The sequence below is a fragment of the Frondihabitans australicus genome (assembly GCF_003634555.1).
GTDB lineage: Bacteria > Actinomycetota > Actinomycetes > Actinomycetales > Microbacteriaceae > Frondihabitans > Frondihabitans australicus.
This window is the reverse complement of the sequence record NZ_RBKS01000001.1, coordinates 81,944-100,060: the sequence shown is the minus strand read 5'-3', so window position 1 is coordinate 100,060 and position 18,117 is coordinate 81,944. Positions and strand designations below refer to the sequence as shown.

Here is an 18,117-nt window from a genome sequence, read left to right as displayed (position 1 = left end):
TTCTAGAGGAACGGCAGGTAGAGGACGACGCACAGGATCAGGGCGACCGTGCCGAGCAGGACGGGCGAGCGATACCAGGCGGTGTCGCCGACGACCGAGTCCATCGACATGTCGATCTTGCCGACGCCGTAGACGAGGCCCTTCAGGTCCTTGACGTCCTTCGGCTTCGTGAACGCCGAGAGGATCACGCCGACGACGATCACCGTGACGAACGAGATGATCGCGCCGTAGAGCGTCTCGGCGGTGCCGGTGGCGAAGAGCGACGGGTCGTTGAGGTACGAGATCCACACGATCGTCGGCGCGGCGATGCCCGCGAGGTACGACCAGAGGGCGGCGACCGGCGTCATCCGCTTCCAGAGCAGGCCGAGGATGAACACGGCGAACAGCGGTGCGTTGAAGAACGAGAACAGCGTCTGCATGTAGGTCATGATGTTGCCGGCGCCGGCCGCGATGAACGCGGTCGCGATGCCGATCAGCACGCCGATCACGGTGACCCAGCGGCCGACGCGCAGGTAGTGCTCGTCGCTCATCTTCGGCTTGATGTAGCGCTGCCAGATGTCGTAGGTGAAGACCGTGTTGAAGCTCGACACGTTGGCCGCCATACCGGCCATGAACGACGCCAGGAGCCCGGTGACCGCCACTCCCAGGACACCCTCCGGCAGGTACATCTGGATCAGCTTCGGGATCACGTCGTTGTACGACAGGTGCGTGGCGTCGCTGGTCGCGGCGAGCTGGTTGCCGAGCACGGCGGCGCCGATGAGGCCCGGCACGACGACGATGAACGGGATGAAGAGCTTCGGGAACGCAGCGACGAGAGGCGTGCGCCGTGCGGCCGACATGTTCTTCGCGCTGAAGGCGCGCTGCACCTCGGTGAAATTGGTGGTCCAGTAGCCGAAGCCGAGCACGAAGCCGAGGCCGAGCACGATGGCGAGCCAGTTGGCGCCGATCGGGTTCGAGACGTGGCCGATCGCCGTGCCCGCCCAGGCCGACAGGTGCTGCACCGAGTCGGTCTTCGCGAAGGCGCTCTTGAGGCCGCTCCAGCCGCCGACGCGGTGGAGGCCGACGATCGTCAGCGGCACGAGGCCGGCGATGATGACGAAGAACTGCGCGACCTCGTTGTAGATGGCGCTCGAGAGGCCGCCGAGCGTGATGTAGATGAGCACGAACGCGGCGGAGACGATGATCGCGACCCACTCGGGCCAGCCGAGCATCGCCTCGATCACGATCGCCATCGCGTAGAGGTTGATGCCCGCGATCAGCACGTTCGACACGGCGAACGCGACGGCGTTGACGGCGTGCGGCGCCTTGCCGAAGCGCCGAAGCATGAACTCCGGGACGCTCCGCACCTTCGAGCCGTAGTAGAAGGGCATCATCACGAGGCCGAGGAACACCATCGCGGGCACGGCGCCGACGAGGTAGTAGTGCAGCGTCGAGATGCCGATCTGGGCACCGTTGGCCGCCATGCCGAGGATCTCGGTCGCACCGAGGTTCGCCGAGACGAACGCCAGGCCCGTGATCCACGCCGGCATCGAACGGCCCGACAGGAAGAAGTCCATGCTCGTGCGGACGCGGCGCCGCGCGATGAAGCCGATCGAGATGACCATCGCGAAGTACACGATGAGCATGAGGTAGTCGACCCAGCTCAGGCTGAGCCTGATGCTGACATCGGTGGCGAGCGCGAGGCTCGAGGCGGGGGGATGCATACGTCTCCTGAACGTCGTCGTCGGGAGGCCGGGAGCTGTGGCTTCCGGGCCGTCGGGGGACGTTACACGTCTGATGGCGATTAGGCACATCGAATCGGAGTGCTGTACCTTTGCGCCCTGACAGCGCTGTCATGGCGCGGATCGGCGTGCTCCTACGGTGTTCGCATACCGGATAACGGGGTACGCGAAAGCCGCCGGCGAGTCGACCGAAGTCGACCCGCCGGCGGCGGATTCAGTGCTGCTTAGGCGCGCTTGCGGCGCAGCAGGGCGACGCCACCGGCGATGCCCGCAGCGGCGAGCGCGCCCGCGCCGATCACCGGAGCGATGACGGGGGTCTCGGCCTCGGCCGGCGTCTTGTAGCCCAGCGAGACGGTGCCGCCCGTGATGCCGCCACCACCGGTGATAACGGCGGAACCGTTGTTGAACGTGGTCTCGGCAGCGGTGTCAGCCGCGACGGCGACGTTCGCGGTCAGCTGGAGGGTGCTCTGCTTGCCGCCCACCGGCGCCATGACGGTCAGGTTGCCGGTGCAGGTCATCTGGGTGGAGGTCCCGTTCAGCGTGCAGCCGGTCAGGACGGGGCGCGAGCTACCCGAGCTCTCGCCGCCGGGGAAGTCCATACCCCAGACCTCGTTCTGGTTGAACGTGGCGTTGGTGGGCGCCGTGAGCACGATCGTGACGTTGCCGGTGTTGGCGGTCGCGTCGCCGTTCGAATAGTAGAAGCCGATGTCGCCGGACGTGCCGGGAGCGATCGTGCCGATGGTGTCCTCGATGGGCTGGCTCGTTGCGGCGTTCGCGGGAGCGACGACGGCGAGCGCGGCGATACCGGCGATGCCGGCCGAGATGGCGATCTTGGAGATGAGCTTCATGAGATGGGGTCCTTCTGGTCGGGAGCAGGGCCTCACTGATGTGAACCTGCGTATTTCACATCTCAAGTATGCATGTATGTGAAATATCGCGCAAGACTCAATATCGAAAATCTCAGGAGCGACGCAGGGGGCGCACGCTCACCGTCTCAGCGACCGCGTTGTGGGGCAGGTCGACGACGAGCCGGACGGCGTCGGCGATGTCCTGTGGGGCGAGGTACAGGTCGGCGTCGTAGGTGCCGCCCTCGAAGGCGACGTTCTCGTGCTGCATGTCGGTGTCGACGCGGCCCGGGTGCACCGAGCTGACCCGCACGCCGTTGCCGCGCTCCTCCTCTCGCAGTCCGTCGGCGAGGGCGCGGAGGGCGAACTTGCTGCCCGCGTAGACGGTGCCCGACGCGCTCGACGAGAACCCCGCGCCGCTGTTGATCAGCACGACGGTGCCCGCGGCTCGGCGCAGGGCCGGCAGCGCGAGGCGCGTGACCTCGGCCACCGCGAAGACGTTGACCTCGAAGACGCGTCGCCACTCGTCGATCGGGGTCTCTCCCAGCGGCAGGCCCGCGACCACACCCGCCGAGTGCACGACGACGTCGAGGCGACGCTCGCCGTTGTCCCCGACAGGGAGCGACGACAGGAAGCCGTCGTAGGGCCCGGTCGCGATGTCGGCCGCCCACGTCGACGCCGACGGCAGCTCGGCGGCGAGCGAATCGAGCACGGTCTGGTCGCGGCCGCCGAGGATGACGTGGTGAGTGCGGCCCAGGTCGAGGGCGATGGCGCGGCCGATGCCACGGGTGGCTCCGGTCACGAGGGCGGTCGGGCGGGTGGCGGGGGCATCAGAGGTCATGCCTCCATTCTGGTGACCGAACGCCCGCCACCGCCCTCTCGGTCAGCGGGTCAGCACACGCGTCACCCAGGCCGACCGCACCGCGACCATCCGCCTCGCGAGGTCGGACTCGGGCGCCATGAGGTCGAACCCGTGGAACCCGCCCGGCCACACGTGCAGCTCGCAGTCGCCGCCGTCGGCCCAGATCTGCGACGCGTACGCGACGTCCTCGTCGCGGAACACCTCGGCCGTCCCCACGTCGATGAACGTCGGCGGCAGCCCCGACAGGTCGGTCGCCCGAGCGGGTGCGGCGTAGATCGAGACGGCGTCGGTGCGTCGCCGGTCGCCGAGCAGGGCGTCCCAGCCGGTGTCGTTGCTGGCGCGGTCCCAGACGCCGATCCCTGCGATCTGCTGGCTCGACACGGTCTCGTTGCGGTCGTCGAGCATGGGGTAGATCAGGAGGGAGCCGGCGAGGCGCGGCCCGCCCTCGTCTCGGGCGCGCAGGGTGACTCCCGCGGCGAGGCCTCCCCCGGCGCTGGCCCCGGCCACGAGCATCCTGCCCGCGTCGAATCCCAGCTCGTCGGCGTGCTCGGACGCCCAGCACAGCCCCGCGTAGCAGTCGTCGACGGGCGCAGGATCGGGGTGTTCCGGGGCCAGGCGATACTCGACCGACACGCACACCGCGTCGAGCGACTCCACCCAGTCGAACATCGCGCTCACGCCCGAGAAGCGGCTTCCGATGATCATGCCGCCGCCGTGGATGTGGAAGATTCCCGGGCCGCCCGCTCGATGGTCGTCGCGGGCGAAGGCCGAGAGGGTGATGTCGGGCGCGCCGTCGGGCCCGGGGACCACCACCTCGCGATGAGTGAGGGCACGATCGCCGATGAGCTCCGCGACCGTCGGCTCGGGCGCCTGCCGGATCAGCGGGATCATCTCGGGGGTGATGCTCGACGGCAGGGTGTCCTTCAGCTGCTGGAGGATCGGCTCGAGCTCCGAGTCGAAGGGCGGGGCCGCGTGCGCGGCGGGCGTCGTTGCCATGGAGACCTCCGTTGGTCGGGGCCGCGTCGTCGCGGCCTGCCCCCATGATCGACCTGCGCCGCCGTCGATGCCAGACCCTTTCGTTCGGAATCGGCCGAACGTCGGGTACGGTCGCAGGATGCGGAATGTCCCGGCCGAACTCGATCCCCTCGTCGTCGCCGAGATCGACGCCCGTCTCGACGGCGTCGGCCGCGACCACGGCGTGTCGGTCGTCTGGGCCATCGAGAGCGGCAGCCGGGCGTGGGGGTTCCCGTCGCCCGACAGCGACTACGACTGCCGATTCCTCTATGTCCGGCCCCGCGACGACTACCTCTCGCTCTGGCGGCCCCGCGACGTCATCGAGACGCCGCTGGACGAGGTGTTCGACGTGAACGGCTGGGACCTCGCCAAGGCGGTGGAGCTGCTCACGCGAGGGAACGCCGTCGTCGTCGAGTGGCTGCGGTCGCCGATCGTGTACCGGGGCGACGCGGGGTTCCGCGACGGGCTCCTGGAGCTCGCCGAGGCGGTGGCCGACCGAGCCCTGACGGGCCGCCACTACCTCCACTCGGGCCGGAACCAGTGGCCGGATGCCGACGGCCCGGTGAAGCTCAAGCGGACCTTCTACGCGCTCCGGGCCGCCGCGGCGCTCCGCTGGCTCGACGTCAACGCGTCGTCGGCGGTCGCGCCGATGGAGCTGGCGACCCTGCTCGCCGAGTGCGACCCGCCCACCGACGTCGTTCGCGAGACCGAAGAGCTCCTCGCCGTGAAGCGCGTCACGCGTGAGATGGGCACCGGGACTCCGCCGCCCGCGATCCTGCGCTTCATCGAGGAGCAGTTCGCTCGGGCTACTCAGCTGTACGAGCACGCCGAGCCGCGCGACCCCGGCGAGAAGCGGGCGCTGGCGGACGCGTACTTCCGCGAGACCGTGGAGCGGTTCGGATAGCGGGCACCTACCGCTTCTGCGCCGTCACCGCTTCTGCGCCGTCACCGCTTCTGGGCGGGGGCGGCCTCGGCCAGACCCTTCGGCCACGAGGCCGGGCCCGCTGATCCTGCGCGATAGTCGTCCAGCGGCACCTCGTTCTTGCGCCACGCGGCGAGCACCGGGGCGACGATGCGCCAGCCCTCGACCGCGGCGTCGCCGCGCACCGAGAGCGCGGCGTCGCCGTCGAGGATGCCCTGCAGCACCTCGCCGTAGGCCGGGAGGTCGCCGGGGTTGAAGACCGCCTCGAGCGCCGCCCGGTCGATGACGAGGGGGTCGCCGGGGCCGTTGACGTTGAGTTCGAGGAACATCTCGTCGGGGTCGATCAGGATCCTGAGGCGGTCGGGCTCCTTGAGCGTGTGGAACTCCGGCGGCACGTGCGTCGGGGCCTTGAACGTCACGACGATCTCGCGGCGGTAGTCGCCGAGCGCCTTGCCGGAGCGCAGCATGATCGGCACGCCGGCCCACCGCATGTTGCGCACCTCGACGACGACCTCGGCCAGCGTCTCGGTGCCGAGCGACGGGTCGACGCCGTCCTCCTTCACGTAGGCGGGCAGCTTGCGACCGTTGATCGTGCCGCCGGTGTAGCGGGCGCGGCGACTGCTCGCGGGGTCGTCGTCCCAGATGCGCATGGCCCTCAACGCCAGCTGCTTCTGGTCCCGGACGTCCTGCGCGCTGAGCGTCGCCGGCGCCTCCATCACGAGTACCGCGAGCACCTGCAGCAGGTGGCTCTGGATCATGTCGACGAGCGCACCGGCGTGGTCGTAGTACCGCGCGCGATTCTCCAGGCCGAGCTGCTCGTCGTAGACGATCTCGATGTTCTCGACGTCGCGGTTCGACAGCATCGGCTCGATCAGGCGGTTGGCGAAGCGGAGGCCGAGCAGGTTGAGCACGGTGGAGCGGCCGAGGAAGTGGTCGACCCGGTGGATCCGGTTCTCCGGCACGATCTTCAGCAGCAGCGTGTTGAGCTTCTTGGCGCTGCGCTCGTCGGTGCCGAACGGCTTCTCGAGAGCGAGGCTCGTCGCAGGCGGCAGCTCCATCTTCTGCAGCTGACCGCAGGCGAGCTCGGTGATCGCGGGAGGCAGGGCGAAATAGATCGCAGGATCCGAGGTGCACGCGTCCACGAGCTTCTGCAGGTCGTCCTTCGCCGTCACGTCGGCCTTGATGTACTTCGTCGAGCGCAGCGTGGCCTGCACGGCCGGCCCCTTCGCTTTGACGCTCGCGAACGACTCCTTCACCCGGGCCTTCCACTGCGCGTCCGTCAGGTCTTCGACGCCGGCGCCGATCAGCTGGACGCGGCGGTCGGGTTCGTGGGCGAGGAGACCGGCGAGGCCGGGCATGAGGAGGCGGGCGGCGAGGTCGCCCGAGGCTCCGAGGATCAGCAGGGACGACGTCTTCGAGGTGGCCATGATCTGGACGCTAGTCCTCCGGATCCTGCTCGCGCCCAGCGGCCGTCAGGCCGTTTCTTGCAGAGTGCGCAGACGGCACTAGCCTGGTGGCCATGGCCATCGTCGATGCTCCCCGTTACCGCCCCGCCGCCATCGAATCGGGCGGAATCGAAGCGATCCCCGCCGAACGCCGCCACGGGTCGCCGTGGCAGCTGTTCGCGACGTGGTCGTCGCCCAACCTCGAGTTCGCGACGGTGTTCGTCGGCGTGCTCGGCATCATCTTCGGGCTGAGCTTCTGGCAGGCCGTCGCCGCCCTCGCCCTCGGCAACGCGCTCGGCGCCATCACGCAGGGAGTCCTGTCGACCTGGGGTCCGCGTGAGGGCCTCGCCCAGTTCGTGATCAGCCGCACGGCCTTCGGCTTCTTCGGCAACATCCTGCCGGCCGGCATCAACACCGTCATGGCGGGTCTCGGCTGGTTCGCCGTGAACTCGGTGTCGGGCGCATTCGCGCTCACCACGCTGACCGGGATGCCGACGGTCCTGTCGCTTCTCATCGTCGTCGTGATCGAGGTGGGCGTGGCGTTCATCGGCCACGACCTGGTGCAGACGTTCGAGCGCTACGCCGCGATCGCCCTCGGCATCATCTTCCTCATCGCGACGGTCGTGATCGTCTCGCACGCGCACCTCGGCTTCACCCCCAAGGGAGGCGGCTTCAGCTTCGGCGGCTTCACGGCGACGGCCGCGGCGGCGTTCGGCTACGCCTGCGGCTGGAACCCGTACGCCTCCGACTACTCGCGCTACCTTCCGGCCTCCACCCGTCGCGCCTCGATCGCCTGGGCCGCGGGGCTCGGCAACTTCGTCTCCTGCACGGTGCTCATGTTCGCGGGCGCCGCGTCGGCGACGATCGCGATGAGCGACAGCGACCCCACGGGTGCCTTCGTGTCGACGATGCCCACCGCCGTCAAAGACCTCACGCTGATCGCCATCGCCATCGGCGCCATCGCCGCCAACGCGCTGAACATCTACTCGGGCGCGATGTCGTTCCTCGCCGCGGGCATCAGGATCCCGTTCAGCCTGCGACGAGCGATCGTCGCCCTCGGGTTCGGCGTCATCGGCTTCTTCATCGCGTGGAGCGCACTCGCCGACGCCGGTACGAAGTACAACAACTTCCTCCTGGTGATCGCCTACTGGATCGCGCCGTGGCTCGGCGTCGTGCTCACCGATCGGTACCTCCGCCGCGGCACGTCGATCGCCGAGCTCCTGCCCGACCACCGCCGCTACCTGAACCCGGCGGGCATCATCGCGTTCGTCGTCGCCGCGTTCGTCTCGATCTGGCTGTTCTGCGACGAGACCTTCTACACCGGCCCGATCTCGAAGCACACCGGCGTCGGCGACATCACGGCGCTCGTCGGCTTCGTGCTCGCCGCGATCCTCTACTTCGTGCTCTTCAAGGCCTTCCGGCCCGCCCTCGGCGCTCCCCTCAGCGGCGGCACGCACGGCACCGACGGCGGGGTGCCGGTCGGCATCGACGCGGCGGACGACGTCGCATGACCGCCTTCGACGACGGCGGGACACCCGGCGACGGGCTCGTGTACGCCACCGACGCCGACAAGCTCGAGGTCGCCCGCGCCGAGGCCCTGAAGTCGCTGGCCGAGGGCGGCATCCCGATCGGCGCGGCCCTGTTCGACGACGACGGTCGCCTCCTCGGCTCCGGCCACAACATGCGCGTGCAGGGCGACAACCCGGCGCTGCACGGCGAAACCAGCGCGTTCCTCGCCGCGGGCCGCCAGACGAGCTACCGGCGCACGACGATGGTCACCACGCTGTCGCCGTGCTGGTACTGCTCGGGGCTCGTCCGCCAGTTCGGCATCGGCCGTGTCGTCGTCGGCGAGGCCGAGAACTTCCGGGGCGGTCAGGACTGGCTGGAAGAGAATGGCGTCGCCGTGACGACACTCGCCGACCCGGCCCTCATCGAGGTCATGGGCACCTTCATCGCCGAGAACCACGCCCTCTGGAACGAAGACATCGGCGAAGAGTAGCGGCGCACTCAGGCACGCCGCGGGAAGTCAGGCCTTCAGCGCCTGAAGCAGGGCCTCGCCGTCGGGCGACCCGAGCCCCGTGCAGGCGTCCCACCCCGTGCCGGCCTTGAACGCGCCGTTGTCGCCCGACGTGATGTCGCGGAACGCACCCGACGCGCCCGCCGCATAGATCTTCGGCTGGATCAGCCCCAGCGGTGACCCGACCGACTGGGCGAGACGGGCGACGAGGGCCGCCCAGAGCGGCGCAACTGCGCTCGTGCCGCCGATCACGGTCGCGGTGCCGTCGACGAGCACGCGGTAGCCGGTCGCAGGATCGGCATTGCCTGCCACATCGGGCACTCCACGGCCCCCACCGCTCGCCGGGGCCACCGGGACACCGGCGCTCTGCTGCCAGCTCGGCAGCGGATACGCGTCGCTCACCCCGCCACCGGTCGCGCCGCGACCGGCACCGTCGTTCCAGACCGTCTCGCTCGAGATCGTGTCGCCCGACGCCTGCAGGCTCGTGCCGCCGCACGCCAGGAGGTGCGGGCTCGAGGCGGGGAAGTCGACGTGGTTCTTGCCATCCGTCGCACCGTCGCTCGAGCCGTTGTCGCCGGCCGCCGCCGTGACCGTGACCCCGAGCGCCGCGGCGTCCACCAGGGCGTCGTCGAGCGCCGTGCGCGCCTGCGCCGTCCAGGCGTCCTCGCTCTGACCCCAGCTGATGCTCATGGTCGTCGGCGCGGGAGTCGCGTGCGCTGCCTGCGAGATGGCGTCGACGAAGCCGGCGTCGGTGTTCGGCGCGAAGTAGACCACGATCGACGCTTTCGGGGCGAGTGCCCCGACGACCTCGATGTCGAGGAGCACTTCGCCGTCGGCGCCACTGGGATCCTGCCCAGGGACGTTCTTCGCCCCGTCGACCCCGACGGCCGACACGGCCGGGCTGCCGACGCCGAGCTGCGTGAAGTAGGTGTCGAGGTCGGACTGCTCGTAGCCGCCGCCGAGCTCGACGATGGCGATCGTCTGCCCCGTGCCGTCGGTGCCGGCCGGGAATCGATAGGCCTCGCCGAGCTCGACCGGGGTGTAGCTCACGCTCTGAGCCTCGGCTCGCGCGACGCGGAACTGCGCCCGCGCCTGGGGCCGGTCGTCGAGGCCGAGCACGGCCGTGACGACGCCGTCGAGCTGCTTGGGTACGCTGAGGCCGCCGGACCGCTGACGGTGCTCGACGCGGGGCGCGTCGGCGCCGGGGGCCGTCTCGCCGCCCCGCGTCGGCGCCAGCGAGGTGACCGCTTCGAGCGACGTGCCGAACACACGCGAGATGACCGACGCCGGCCCTTCGACGCGGACGCGCCTCGACGGTGCGTCGGAGTCGACGACGGTGAGACCGAGGCTCTCGAGGGTGGAGGTGACGAGGTCGACGTCGGCCTGGGTCGCGCCGTGGTCGCGAACGTAGGCGTCGCGGTCGACCGGGGCCTGCAACGCGGTCGCCGTGTCGACGGGGTTCGCCCGCCGCAGCACGAGGGTCGCGGGCACCGTGGCGTCGTCGCCGAGGGAGGTCGCGGCCGGCTGCACGCCCGGTGCGGCCGGCTTCTCGCTTCCCGCCAGGGGAACGAGTTCGAGGTGGTCGAGGGGGCCCGTCGAATCTGTCATGGCTCTTCTCTACTCCGCGCCACCGACAGACTCCGAGCCACCGACAGAATACCCGGACGCTCGAGCGTGACCCAGGAGCACGAAAGCGGGGCGGGCGACCCGCCGGCCGGCCCGCCCCGCCAGGCTCGTGTACCTGATCCCGTTACGCGAGACTCTTTCGGTTTACTCCTAGCGCGTGCTCAGCGGAACCACCCGAAGCCAAGAGTCCGCTCGGAAAAAGGTCACGGGCGTGCAACGGCGCCGTGATGACGATGGCGCCCGGAGAACGAGGACATGCCCCCGGCCGGAGCCGAGGGCATGTCGGCGGCGAGAGCTGGCGGGCGTCTCGACGCTCGGATCAGGAGAACGACGGTCTGCCCGTCGTCATCGACGCTGGGCGCCCGGTAACCAGCCGGACGCCCTCTCACAGTAGCGAAGTTGCGCCGTGGGAACGGATGAATAGCCGCAAGCCGCCGCTCACCCGAGGGCGACGGGGCGGGCGAGGCCGCGGGCGAGCGACGACGGTCACGAGCCCGCCCGCCGAGGTGTCACACTGGACGCCGTGGAAATCCTGATCATCGCCCTGCTCGCGGTCGCCATCATCGCCGTGGTGGCACTGCAGGCGGTGACGCGCCACCGGCGACTCTCGAGGCGCGAGGCCGAAGGGCAGACGACCCTGCCGCGAAGCACGTGGATCGTGTTCTGCGTCATGGCCGCGTTCCTCGTCTTCGCCGTCTTCGTGTTCCCGACACTGGTGCGGAAGTGACCACCGTGTCCGGTCGGCGCGCGCCCGTCCCCCTCTTCCGCGGACTGACCGTCGGCCTCGTCCTGCCCGACCGCGCGTTCGGCGCCGCCGTCGACATCGACGGTCTCCTCGTCGAGCCCGACCTGCACTTCCAGGCGACGGCGCGGTCCAGCCGCCTCCTGCTCATGCCGAGGCTCGGCGCGTTCTCGCGACTCCTCCTCGAGTGGGAGAACCTGCCCGAGATCGGCACGTTCACCGCCCGCACGTTCCCTCCGGGCGCAGGAGCAGCGGCCCCGTTCGACGACGACGAGCTCCACCGCCTCGAGACCTGGATGCGCGACGTCGCCGTCCTCCTCCACCAGCACCGCGACCGCATCCGAGCCTCTGCCGAGCGGGCCGTCCGCGATGCGTCCGCCGGCCTCGACACGAGCCTCCCCGACGAGGTGCCCGAGCACAGCCACGTCGTCTCGGCCGTCATCGGCACCCGGGTCGCCGGGCCGAGCGCGAGCACGCCGTTCGGCGTGGTCGACGTGTCCGAGCCCCGGATCCTGCCGAGCCGCCCCTCGACCGACGAGATGCTGGTCACGGAGCGCTCGACGGGCAGGCTCCTGGGCCGCAGGATCACCGAGAGGGCCGGCGACGAGATCGTCTCGGTCGACCTGCACCCCGAGCTCCCCGCCGTCGACGAGGCGCTGCTCTCGTCCGCCTACGAGCAGCACATCGTGCGCGAGGTGCTCTTCGACGACGTCTGGCAGACGTTCGTGCACCTCCTGGCGGGGCTGGAGGCGCCGGCGAGCGTCACCTACCTCGTGTAGGCGTGCCGCCGGCTCCTGCGCCGCGATGCCTGGCCTGAGGACGGCCTAGATGTCCTCGACGCCGAAGCGGTCGACCTTGCGGTGGAAGCTCTGACCGGCCAGACCGCCGAGGAGCGCCCCGCCGATCGACAGGACGATCACGAGGCCCGCGCCGATGAGGAACGTCGGCTCGAGCAGGCCGGTGAAGTCGAACGTGCCGTTCTTCGACTGGAACGCGGTGACGGTCGTCGACTGGCTGGCCAGGACGACGCCGACCACGCCGACGATGATCGAGACGAGGATTCCCCACAGCCACACGGCGAGGCCCTGCTTGAGGCCGGAGAACCGGGCCATACGACTGGCGACGAAGCCGCCGACGAAGTAGGAGAGGAAGAGGACCACCAGCACGACGACCAGACCGGTGATCTGCAGGGTGTGCGTGTCGAAGGCCGAGCCGAGCGACTTGACCGTGTCGGTCTTTCCGGTGATCACCGTGGCCTGGGCCAGGCCCGAGGCGTAGGCGATGGCTCCCGCGATCACGTAGAGGATGCCGGCGAGACCGGTCGCGGCGAGCCAGCCGAAGAAGCCGGCGCCGAAGTTGATGCCGGCGAACTCCTGCTTCTGGCGGATCGTGAGCTCGTCGCGGAAGGCGCGTCGCTGGGCGAGCTCCTCGGGGGTGAAGCCCTCGTCGGAGCCCGCGATGCCTTCGAAGCCGAGGCGCTCGGCCGGGCTCGTGCCGAGGCTCTGGATCGGCGTCGTGCTCGTCATCGGCGGGCGGATCGCCTCCGTCTGGCCGGTCTCGCCGGAGGACGGCGCGTAGGGCGTGGGGGTCGACACGGTCGGTGCGGGGAACTCGGCGGGCGACGCCGGAGCGGGCGGAGGGGTCCAGGCGGCCGTCGACGAGCGTGCGCCGTTGGGGGCCGACAGGCGGGTGTCGTCGAGGTCGTCCTCGTCGGCGCCGAGAGTGGTCGCCGAGGTGGGCGCGGAGCCGGCGGCGACTGGTGCCGCCGGGGAGGCTGCCGTCGCGGGGGCGGCCTCGCCGGCACGGGCCGCCTCGGCCTCGCGGAGGACGCTGTCGTCGCGGGGGGCTCCGGGCGCGACCGGGCTCGACGCCGGCGGCGAGAGCGGGGGCACGGGGCGCTCGGCGGCTGCGGGCGCGGCGGTGGTCGCTGCCGCGGGCGCAGGAGCCTCGGCGGCAGGTGCTTCGGGCGCGGTCGCCTCGGCGGCGGGCGCTTCGGCCGCGGGCGCATCCTCGGCCGCGGGTGCGTCGGGCTCGGCGGGCTCAGCGTCGATGGGCTCGGCAGCGGGCGCCGCATCGCCGTCGCGCGTGACGCTCCAGGCGCGGACGGGTGCCGCGTCGTCGGGCGCGGGCGTCGGGGCCGAGGTCGGCGCGTCGTCGTCGACGACCTGGGTGGGCGACGCGGGGTTGACCGCGCCGTGAGCGGTGTTCGGGTCCGTCATGGTGGCTCCTCCTGGTCGGTCTCGCGCGAGAGAGTACCCCCGGACGAGGGCAGATCCGGGCTCCCCCGCCGCAATCCGGCGCGAATGCACGAACGTCGCCCCTCCCCGACCTCCGCGCAGGAGCCGCGACCACTCGCCGTCGAGTGACCTCGCGACGCCCGTCGAGGCAGCCCGCTACCCTTGAGGCCGACCGATCGACGACGAACGAGCACGAGGGCACATGACCACCACCGACAGCCCAGCGGCGACGCAGCGACCGCGCCCCGACGCCGAGATCGCTCGCTCGTGGCTCCTGGTCAACGGCAACCGGCCCGACACGTTCGACACCGCCAGCCGCTCGCGCGCCGACCAGATCGTGCTGGACATCGAGGACGCCGTCGACCCCAAGGCAAAGCCCGCGGCCCGCGAGGGTGTCGTGAAGTGGCTCGAGTCGGGCGGTCAAGCGTGGGTGCGCATCAACGACCGCTCCAGCGACTTCTGGTCGGACGACGTCGACGCCCTCGTCGGCCTCCCCGGCCTGCTCGGCGTCATGCTGGCCAAGACCGAGGCAGCAGAGCACGTCTCGGAGACCTTCGACCGCCTCCACGGCGTGCAGCGGGTGCTCCCCCTCGTCGAGTCCGCCCTCGGCATCGAGATCTCCCCCTCGATCGCCAGCGCCCGCGGTGCATTCCGCCTCGCCTTCGGCTCCGGCGACTACCGGCGCGACACCGGCACCAGCGCCGACGACATGGCGATGGCCTACCCGCGCTCACGCCTCGTCATCGCGTCCAGGATCGGGAACCTCCCCGGCCCGATCGACGGCCCGACCGTGGGCACCAGCCACGGGGTGCTCCGCGAGCAGTCGACGATCGCCGTGAATCTGGGCCTCACCGGCAAGCTCTGCCTCGACACCGACCAGCTGCCCGTCATCAACGAGGTCATCTCGCCCACGCCGTCGGACACCGCCTGGGCCCGCGACTTCCTCGCGGACTTCGAGGCGCGCGGCCGCGTGATCCGCGACGGCTCCGACCTGCCCCGCCTCGGCCGCGCGCAGAAGATCGAGCGCCTCGCCACCGCGTTCGGCATCCAGCCCAGCTAGCCCGGCCCGGCCGCCAGTCCGACCCGGCCGCTCGCCCCGCGCGACAAAAAGCGACAGCTGCGACGCCTGAGGACGTCGCAGCTGTCGCGTTTTGTCGCGGGGAGGCTAGTTCGCCGCAGCGGCCGGTGTGCCGACCGCGAACGCGAACACGTGCAGCGATCCGTTGGTCACGGTCGACGGCAGCGTGACGCTCTGCACCGTCTTGCCCGCCTGCAGCGCCGCGTCGGCGGTGAACAGGTAGGCGTTGACCGTGTCGCGGCCGCCCGACGAGGTGTCACGGTACGGCGTGGTCGCCGCGATCGTGTTGCCGTCGGCCGGTGTCGTGGCACCGCCTCCGTTGAGCGTCCAGTCGGTGAGTCCCATCGTGATGCTCTGCGTCGACCCGTCGGTGTACGTGATCACGAAGGTGCCCTCCGACCCCGGGTTGCCGTTGGCGGCGGCGCCGAGGATCCCGAAGCGCGTGGCTCCCGCTGCTCCTGCGAGCGGCACCGTCTGCCCGCCGGCCTGGATGTTGTCCAAGCCGTCGGTCGTCGGGGTCGGGAAGGTGTAGCTCAGCCCGTTCGACGTGACCGTGCCCCCGGCCGTGACGCCCGCCGCTGCGAGCGCCTGCTGAGAGTACGACCAGCCTTCGCCGTCGAAGCTGCCCGAGGTCGAGGCTCCGTCGGACGCAACGCCCTGGTCGTTGTAATACGGCCAGAGCGAGCCGGGCTTGGCGACGTCGATCTCGACGACGACCTTCGGCAGCGGGTTGCCGGTGGCGTCGCGGAACGAGAAGGTCGCGTCGTAGCGGCCCTCGGTCGTCGGCGCGTTCACCGACACCTGTGCGGTGCCGTCGGCGCTCTTCTTCAGCACGAGCGAGCCCGAGGTCGGGCCGACCGTGACTCCTGTGCCGCCAGCGCCCGTCCACGAGACGGTCTGCGCCTTCGCGGTGAGGTTGCGCGCGCCGATCGTCACGGTCGCCGGGGTTCCCGGCTGGGTCACGACGACGCTCTGCTTCGCGAAGCCGAGGGCCGTCGAGAGCCCGGTCGTGTCGGACGGCGGAGCATCGGCCGCGGCCGAGGCGAACGACGTGTTCGGCGTGGAGCCGAGCGTGAAGTTCACCGTGCCACCCGACGTGATGAGGCCCGGCTGCAGGTAGGCGTGCGACCACGACGCGGCCTTGGCCCCCGTCGCCGCCGACGTCATCGACTGCACGTACGGGTTCGACACCGAGGCGCCGTTGCCGGTGATCGTGAGCGTCTTGCCGCTGGGCAGGTGGATCGCGGCCTTCGCGAAGACCGGGCTGCCGAGCGCCAGGTCGGTCGTGCCGGGCGTCTCCGGGTAGAACCCGAGGGCGCTCCACACGTACCAGGCGCTCATCGTGCCGAGGTCGTCGTTGCCCGCGATGCCGGCGGGCTGGTTCGTGAAGATCTGCTGCTGGATCTGACGCACCACCTCCTGCGTGCGGTACGGAGCGCCGACGTAGTCGTACTCCCAGGGGATCTCGATCGACGGCTCGTTGCCGAAGTCGGCGTTGGCGGCGGTCGGGTTCTTGATGGTCGACGTCAGAGAGTCGAGCTTCGCGATCCACGCGGCGTTCCCGCCGGCGGCCTCGGAGAGACCCTTGATGTCGAACGGCTCCATCGGCGTGTACTGCGCGCTCGAGCCCTCGACGAACCCGTTCGACGAGGTCGGCGTGAATCCGGCCGCGTAGGCGCCGGACTCGAGCTTCGGCTCGAGGTAGTTCGACGCGGGGTTGAAGACGTTCTCCCAGTTGTTCGATCGGGCGGCGTATGTCTGCGCGACCGACTTCTTGCCGAGCGCGGCCGCGAAGGTCGAGATGGCGTGGTCGGCGGTGTTGTACTCCTGCTGCGTCGACACGGCGCCGTAGTAGTTGCAGCAGCTGTACGTGCCGTCGAGGGGCAGGTACCCGGTGTCGAGGTAGTCGGTGAGGCCGGGTCGCACGTTGTTCGGCGTGGTGGCCTCGGTCTCCATGTCCTTCAGGGCGGCGGCGGTGTTGAAGTCCGTCGCACCGAAGGCATACGCGTCGGCGATGATCGCATCCGACGGGTCGCCGACCATGACGTACGACTCGCCGTTGTTCAGCGCCCACTTCGGCAGCTGACCGGTCTGGTCGTACTGGTTCAGCATCGACCTGATCGAGTCACTGGTCTGCTGCGGCGCCACCATCGCAGCGAGCTGCACCTGGCTGCGGTAGATGTCCCAGCCCGAGTAGTTCGCGTACTCGGCGTGACCCTTGGCGGCCGTGTGCACCACGTTGTCGAAGCCCTCGTACTGGCCGTTGACGTCGCTGAACACGTTGGGGTGCAGGAGCGCGTGATACATCGCCGTGTAGAAGGTCTTCTGCGCGGTGGTGTCACCCCCGCCGATCTGGATCTTCGACAGCATGTCGTTCCACGACTTCGTGGCGGCGGTGTGCTGGGCGTCGAAGGCGAACGACGGGTCCTCCGCCACACGGTTCTTCTTCGCGTTGGCCGTCGACACGTACGAGATTCCGACGTTCGCCTGGACCTGCTGGTTCGAGGAGGTGTCGAACGAGACGTACGCTCCGTCGGCGCCGGAGACGGGCGGAGAGACGACCGCGTTCTGCTTCGGTGTCGCGGCTCCTGCGCTCGGAGTCGCCTTGCCCGACACGTCGGGGCGCGACTGCGCGACCCCGTTCGACGACTTCGGCTGCAGGGTGGCCTGCTGCTTCACCCGCGGGGCGAGGTTCTTGGTGATGTCGAGCGACTTCGCGCCCTGCTGCACCGTCGAGTTCTGGTACGTGCCGTAGCCGGTGATCGGCTGGTCGAACACCATGTCGAAGTTCACGGTGTACTTGTCGGTCGCGCCGCAGAAGTTGCCGCTCGTGACCGAGCCCTGCACCTCGGTGGGACTGATCACCTGGAAGCGGGTGCTCGACGATCCCGCGGCCGAGTCGGAGAGCTTGAAGGTGAGGTTCGACTGGTCGTTCTTCGGGAAGGTGAAGCGCGCCGATCCGGTGTGCAGCGACGTCGTCAGCTCGGTCGTGATCCCCGACGCGGCGAGCTTGTAGTAGCCGGCCTGCGCGGTCTCGGCCGAGTGGTCGAGGGGCAGGGTCGCGGCGCCCGGGTTCGAGCCGAGAGCCCCCGAGGTCGGCAGGATCGGCACGTCACCCGACGCGGCGCACCCCGGCCCCGAGATGTGCGTCAGGCTGAACCCCGTGACGGTCTTGTCGTTGTACTCGTAGCCGCCGCCGGAGGGCCGCGACGGGGTGTCGGGGCTCCACTGCACCATGCCGAAGGGCACGTCTGCCCCGGGGAAGTCGTCGACCGCACCGGAGGTGCCGATGATCGGGTCGACGAGAGAGGCGGGAGAGGCCACGTAGGGCGTCGCCGCCTGCGCGGCCACCCCCGGAACGAAGACACCCGCCGCGATGACGGCGACGGAGGCGCCGAGCGCGATCCGTCTGGGTCGAACTGCCATTGATCAGCCTTTCGATGGTGACAGCGTTGTCAAACCCCCCGAATGCGGGCAGACAACGTTGTCTTTTGTGGTTGCCACGATCTTGCGACGATTCATGGCCCGTGTAAAGGGCTTTGCCAGAGTTTCGTTTTCCGGCTCGTCGGCGGGCCGGCCGCCACCGCCCCTCGACGACGAGCAGAAGC

The 18,117-nt window shown here is 70.2% G+C and carries 14 protein-coding genes; 6 read left to right on the top strand and 8 right to left on the bottom strand.

Annotation, left to right across the window (positions count from 1 at the left end; all coding sequences use genetic code 11):
• Window positions 1-2: 2 nt before the first annotated feature.
• The 4 genes from C8E83_RS00435 to C8E83_RS00420 all read right to left on the bottom strand — a co-directional run bounded on the left by C8E83_RS00435 (window position 3) and on the right by C8E83_RS00420 (window position 4,424).
• On the bottom strand, window positions 3-1,703 hold the full coding sequence (locus C8E83_RS00435) for a sodium:solute symporter family protein (RefSeq protein WP_121367925.1): 1,701 nt from the start codon (window positions 1,701-1,703) through the stop codon (window positions 3-5).
• Between the two features lie 242 nt (window positions 1,704-1,945).
• The gene (locus C8E83_RS00430) at window positions 1,946-2,569 is read right to left on the bottom strand and encodes a hypothetical protein (RefSeq protein WP_121367924.1); all 624 of its coding nucleotides are present in this window, start codon (window positions 2,567-2,569) and stop codon (window positions 1,946-1,948) included.
• A gap of 112 nt (window positions 2,570-2,681) precedes the next feature.
• Complete coding sequence (locus C8E83_RS00425; RefSeq protein WP_121367923.1) at window positions 2,682-3,407, bottom strand: SDR family oxidoreductase; 726 nt, start codon at window positions 3,405-3,407, stop codon at window positions 2,682-2,684.
• A 42-nt stretch (window positions 3,408-3,449) separates the two neighbouring features.
• Window positions 3,450-4,424 carry an alpha/beta hydrolase gene (locus tag C8E83_RS00420; protein WP_121367922.1) on the bottom strand — a complete coding sequence of 325 codons (975 nt, stop codon included), beginning with the start codon at window positions 4,422-4,424 and terminating at the stop codon, window positions 3,450-3,452.
• Between the two features lie 118 nt (window positions 4,425-4,542).
• On the opposite strand from C8E83_RS00420, the gene C8E83_RS00415 reads away from it, so the two are divergent.
• Complete coding sequence (locus C8E83_RS00415; protein ID WP_121367921.1) at window positions 4,543-5,346, top strand: nucleotidyltransferase domain-containing protein; 804 nt, start codon at window positions 4,543-4,545, stop codon at window positions 5,344-5,346.
• Between the two features lie 41 nt (window positions 5,347-5,387).
• On the opposite strand, the gene C8E83_RS00410 is transcribed toward C8E83_RS00415, so the two are convergent.
• The gene (locus tag C8E83_RS00410; RefSeq protein WP_121367920.1) at window positions 5,388-6,791 is read right to left on the bottom strand and encodes a glucose-6-phosphate dehydrogenase; all 1,404 of its coding nucleotides are present in this window, start codon (window positions 6,789-6,791) and stop codon (window positions 5,388-5,390) included.
• A 92-nt stretch (window positions 6,792-6,883) separates the two neighbouring features.
• On the opposite strand from C8E83_RS00410, the gene C8E83_RS00405 reads away from it, so the two are divergent.
• Entirely contained in the window at window positions 6,884-8,320 is a 1,437-nt protein-coding gene (locus C8E83_RS00405; RefSeq protein WP_121367919.1) for a purine-cytosine permease family protein, read from the top strand.
• On the top strand, window positions 8,317-8,808 hold the full coding sequence (locus C8E83_RS00400; RefSeq protein WP_121367918.1) for a nucleoside deaminase: 492 nt from the start codon (window positions 8,317-8,319) through the stop codon (window positions 8,806-8,808). The genes C8E83_RS00405 and C8E83_RS00400 overlap by 4 nt, the downstream gene beginning before the upstream one ends.
• Window positions 8,809-8,835: 27 nt before the next feature.
• On the opposite strand, the gene C8E83_RS00395 is transcribed toward C8E83_RS00400, so the two are convergent.
• Complete coding sequence (locus tag C8E83_RS00395; protein ID WP_121367917.1) at window positions 8,836-10,434, bottom strand: S53 family peptidase; 1,599 nt, start codon at window positions 10,432-10,434, stop codon at window positions 8,836-8,838.
• A 541-nt stretch (window positions 10,435-10,975) separates the two neighbouring features.
• On the opposite strand from C8E83_RS00395, the gene C8E83_RS00390 reads away from it, so the two are divergent.
• The gene (locus C8E83_RS00390) at window positions 10,976-11,179 is read left to right on the top strand and encodes a hypothetical protein (protein WP_121367916.1); all 204 of its coding nucleotides are present in this window, start codon (window positions 10,976-10,978) and stop codon (window positions 11,177-11,179) included.
• Entirely contained in the window at window positions 11,176-11,973 is a 798-nt protein-coding gene (locus C8E83_RS00385; protein WP_121367915.1) for a hypothetical protein, read from the top strand. The genes C8E83_RS00390 and C8E83_RS00385 overlap by 4 nt, the downstream gene beginning before the upstream one ends.
• Window positions 11,974-12,018: 45 nt before the next feature.
• On the opposite strand, the gene C8E83_RS00380 is transcribed toward C8E83_RS00385, so the two are convergent.
• The gene (locus C8E83_RS00380; RefSeq protein WP_121367914.1) at window positions 12,019-13,413 is read right to left on the bottom strand and encodes a hypothetical protein; all 1,395 of its coding nucleotides are present in this window, start codon (window positions 13,411-13,413) and stop codon (window positions 12,019-12,021) included.
• A 220-nt stretch (window positions 13,414-13,633) separates the two neighbouring features.
• Here C8E83_RS00380 and C8E83_RS00375 point away from each other — a divergent pair, with 220 nt between their 5' ends.
• Entirely contained in the window at window positions 13,634-14,491 is an 858-nt protein-coding gene (locus C8E83_RS00375) for an HpcH/HpaI aldolase/citrate lyase family protein (RefSeq protein WP_121367913.1), read from the top strand.
• A gap of 105 nt (window positions 14,492-14,596) precedes the next feature.
• Here the strand turns inward: C8E83_RS00375 and C8E83_RS00370 are convergent, their stop codons facing one another.
• Window positions 14,597-17,935 (bottom strand): lectin, encoded by a 3,339-nt coding sequence (locus tag C8E83_RS00370; RefSeq protein ID WP_121367912.1) that lies wholly within the window; start codon window positions 17,933-17,935, stop codon window positions 14,597-14,599.
• Window positions 17,936-18,117 lie beyond the last annotated feature (182 nt).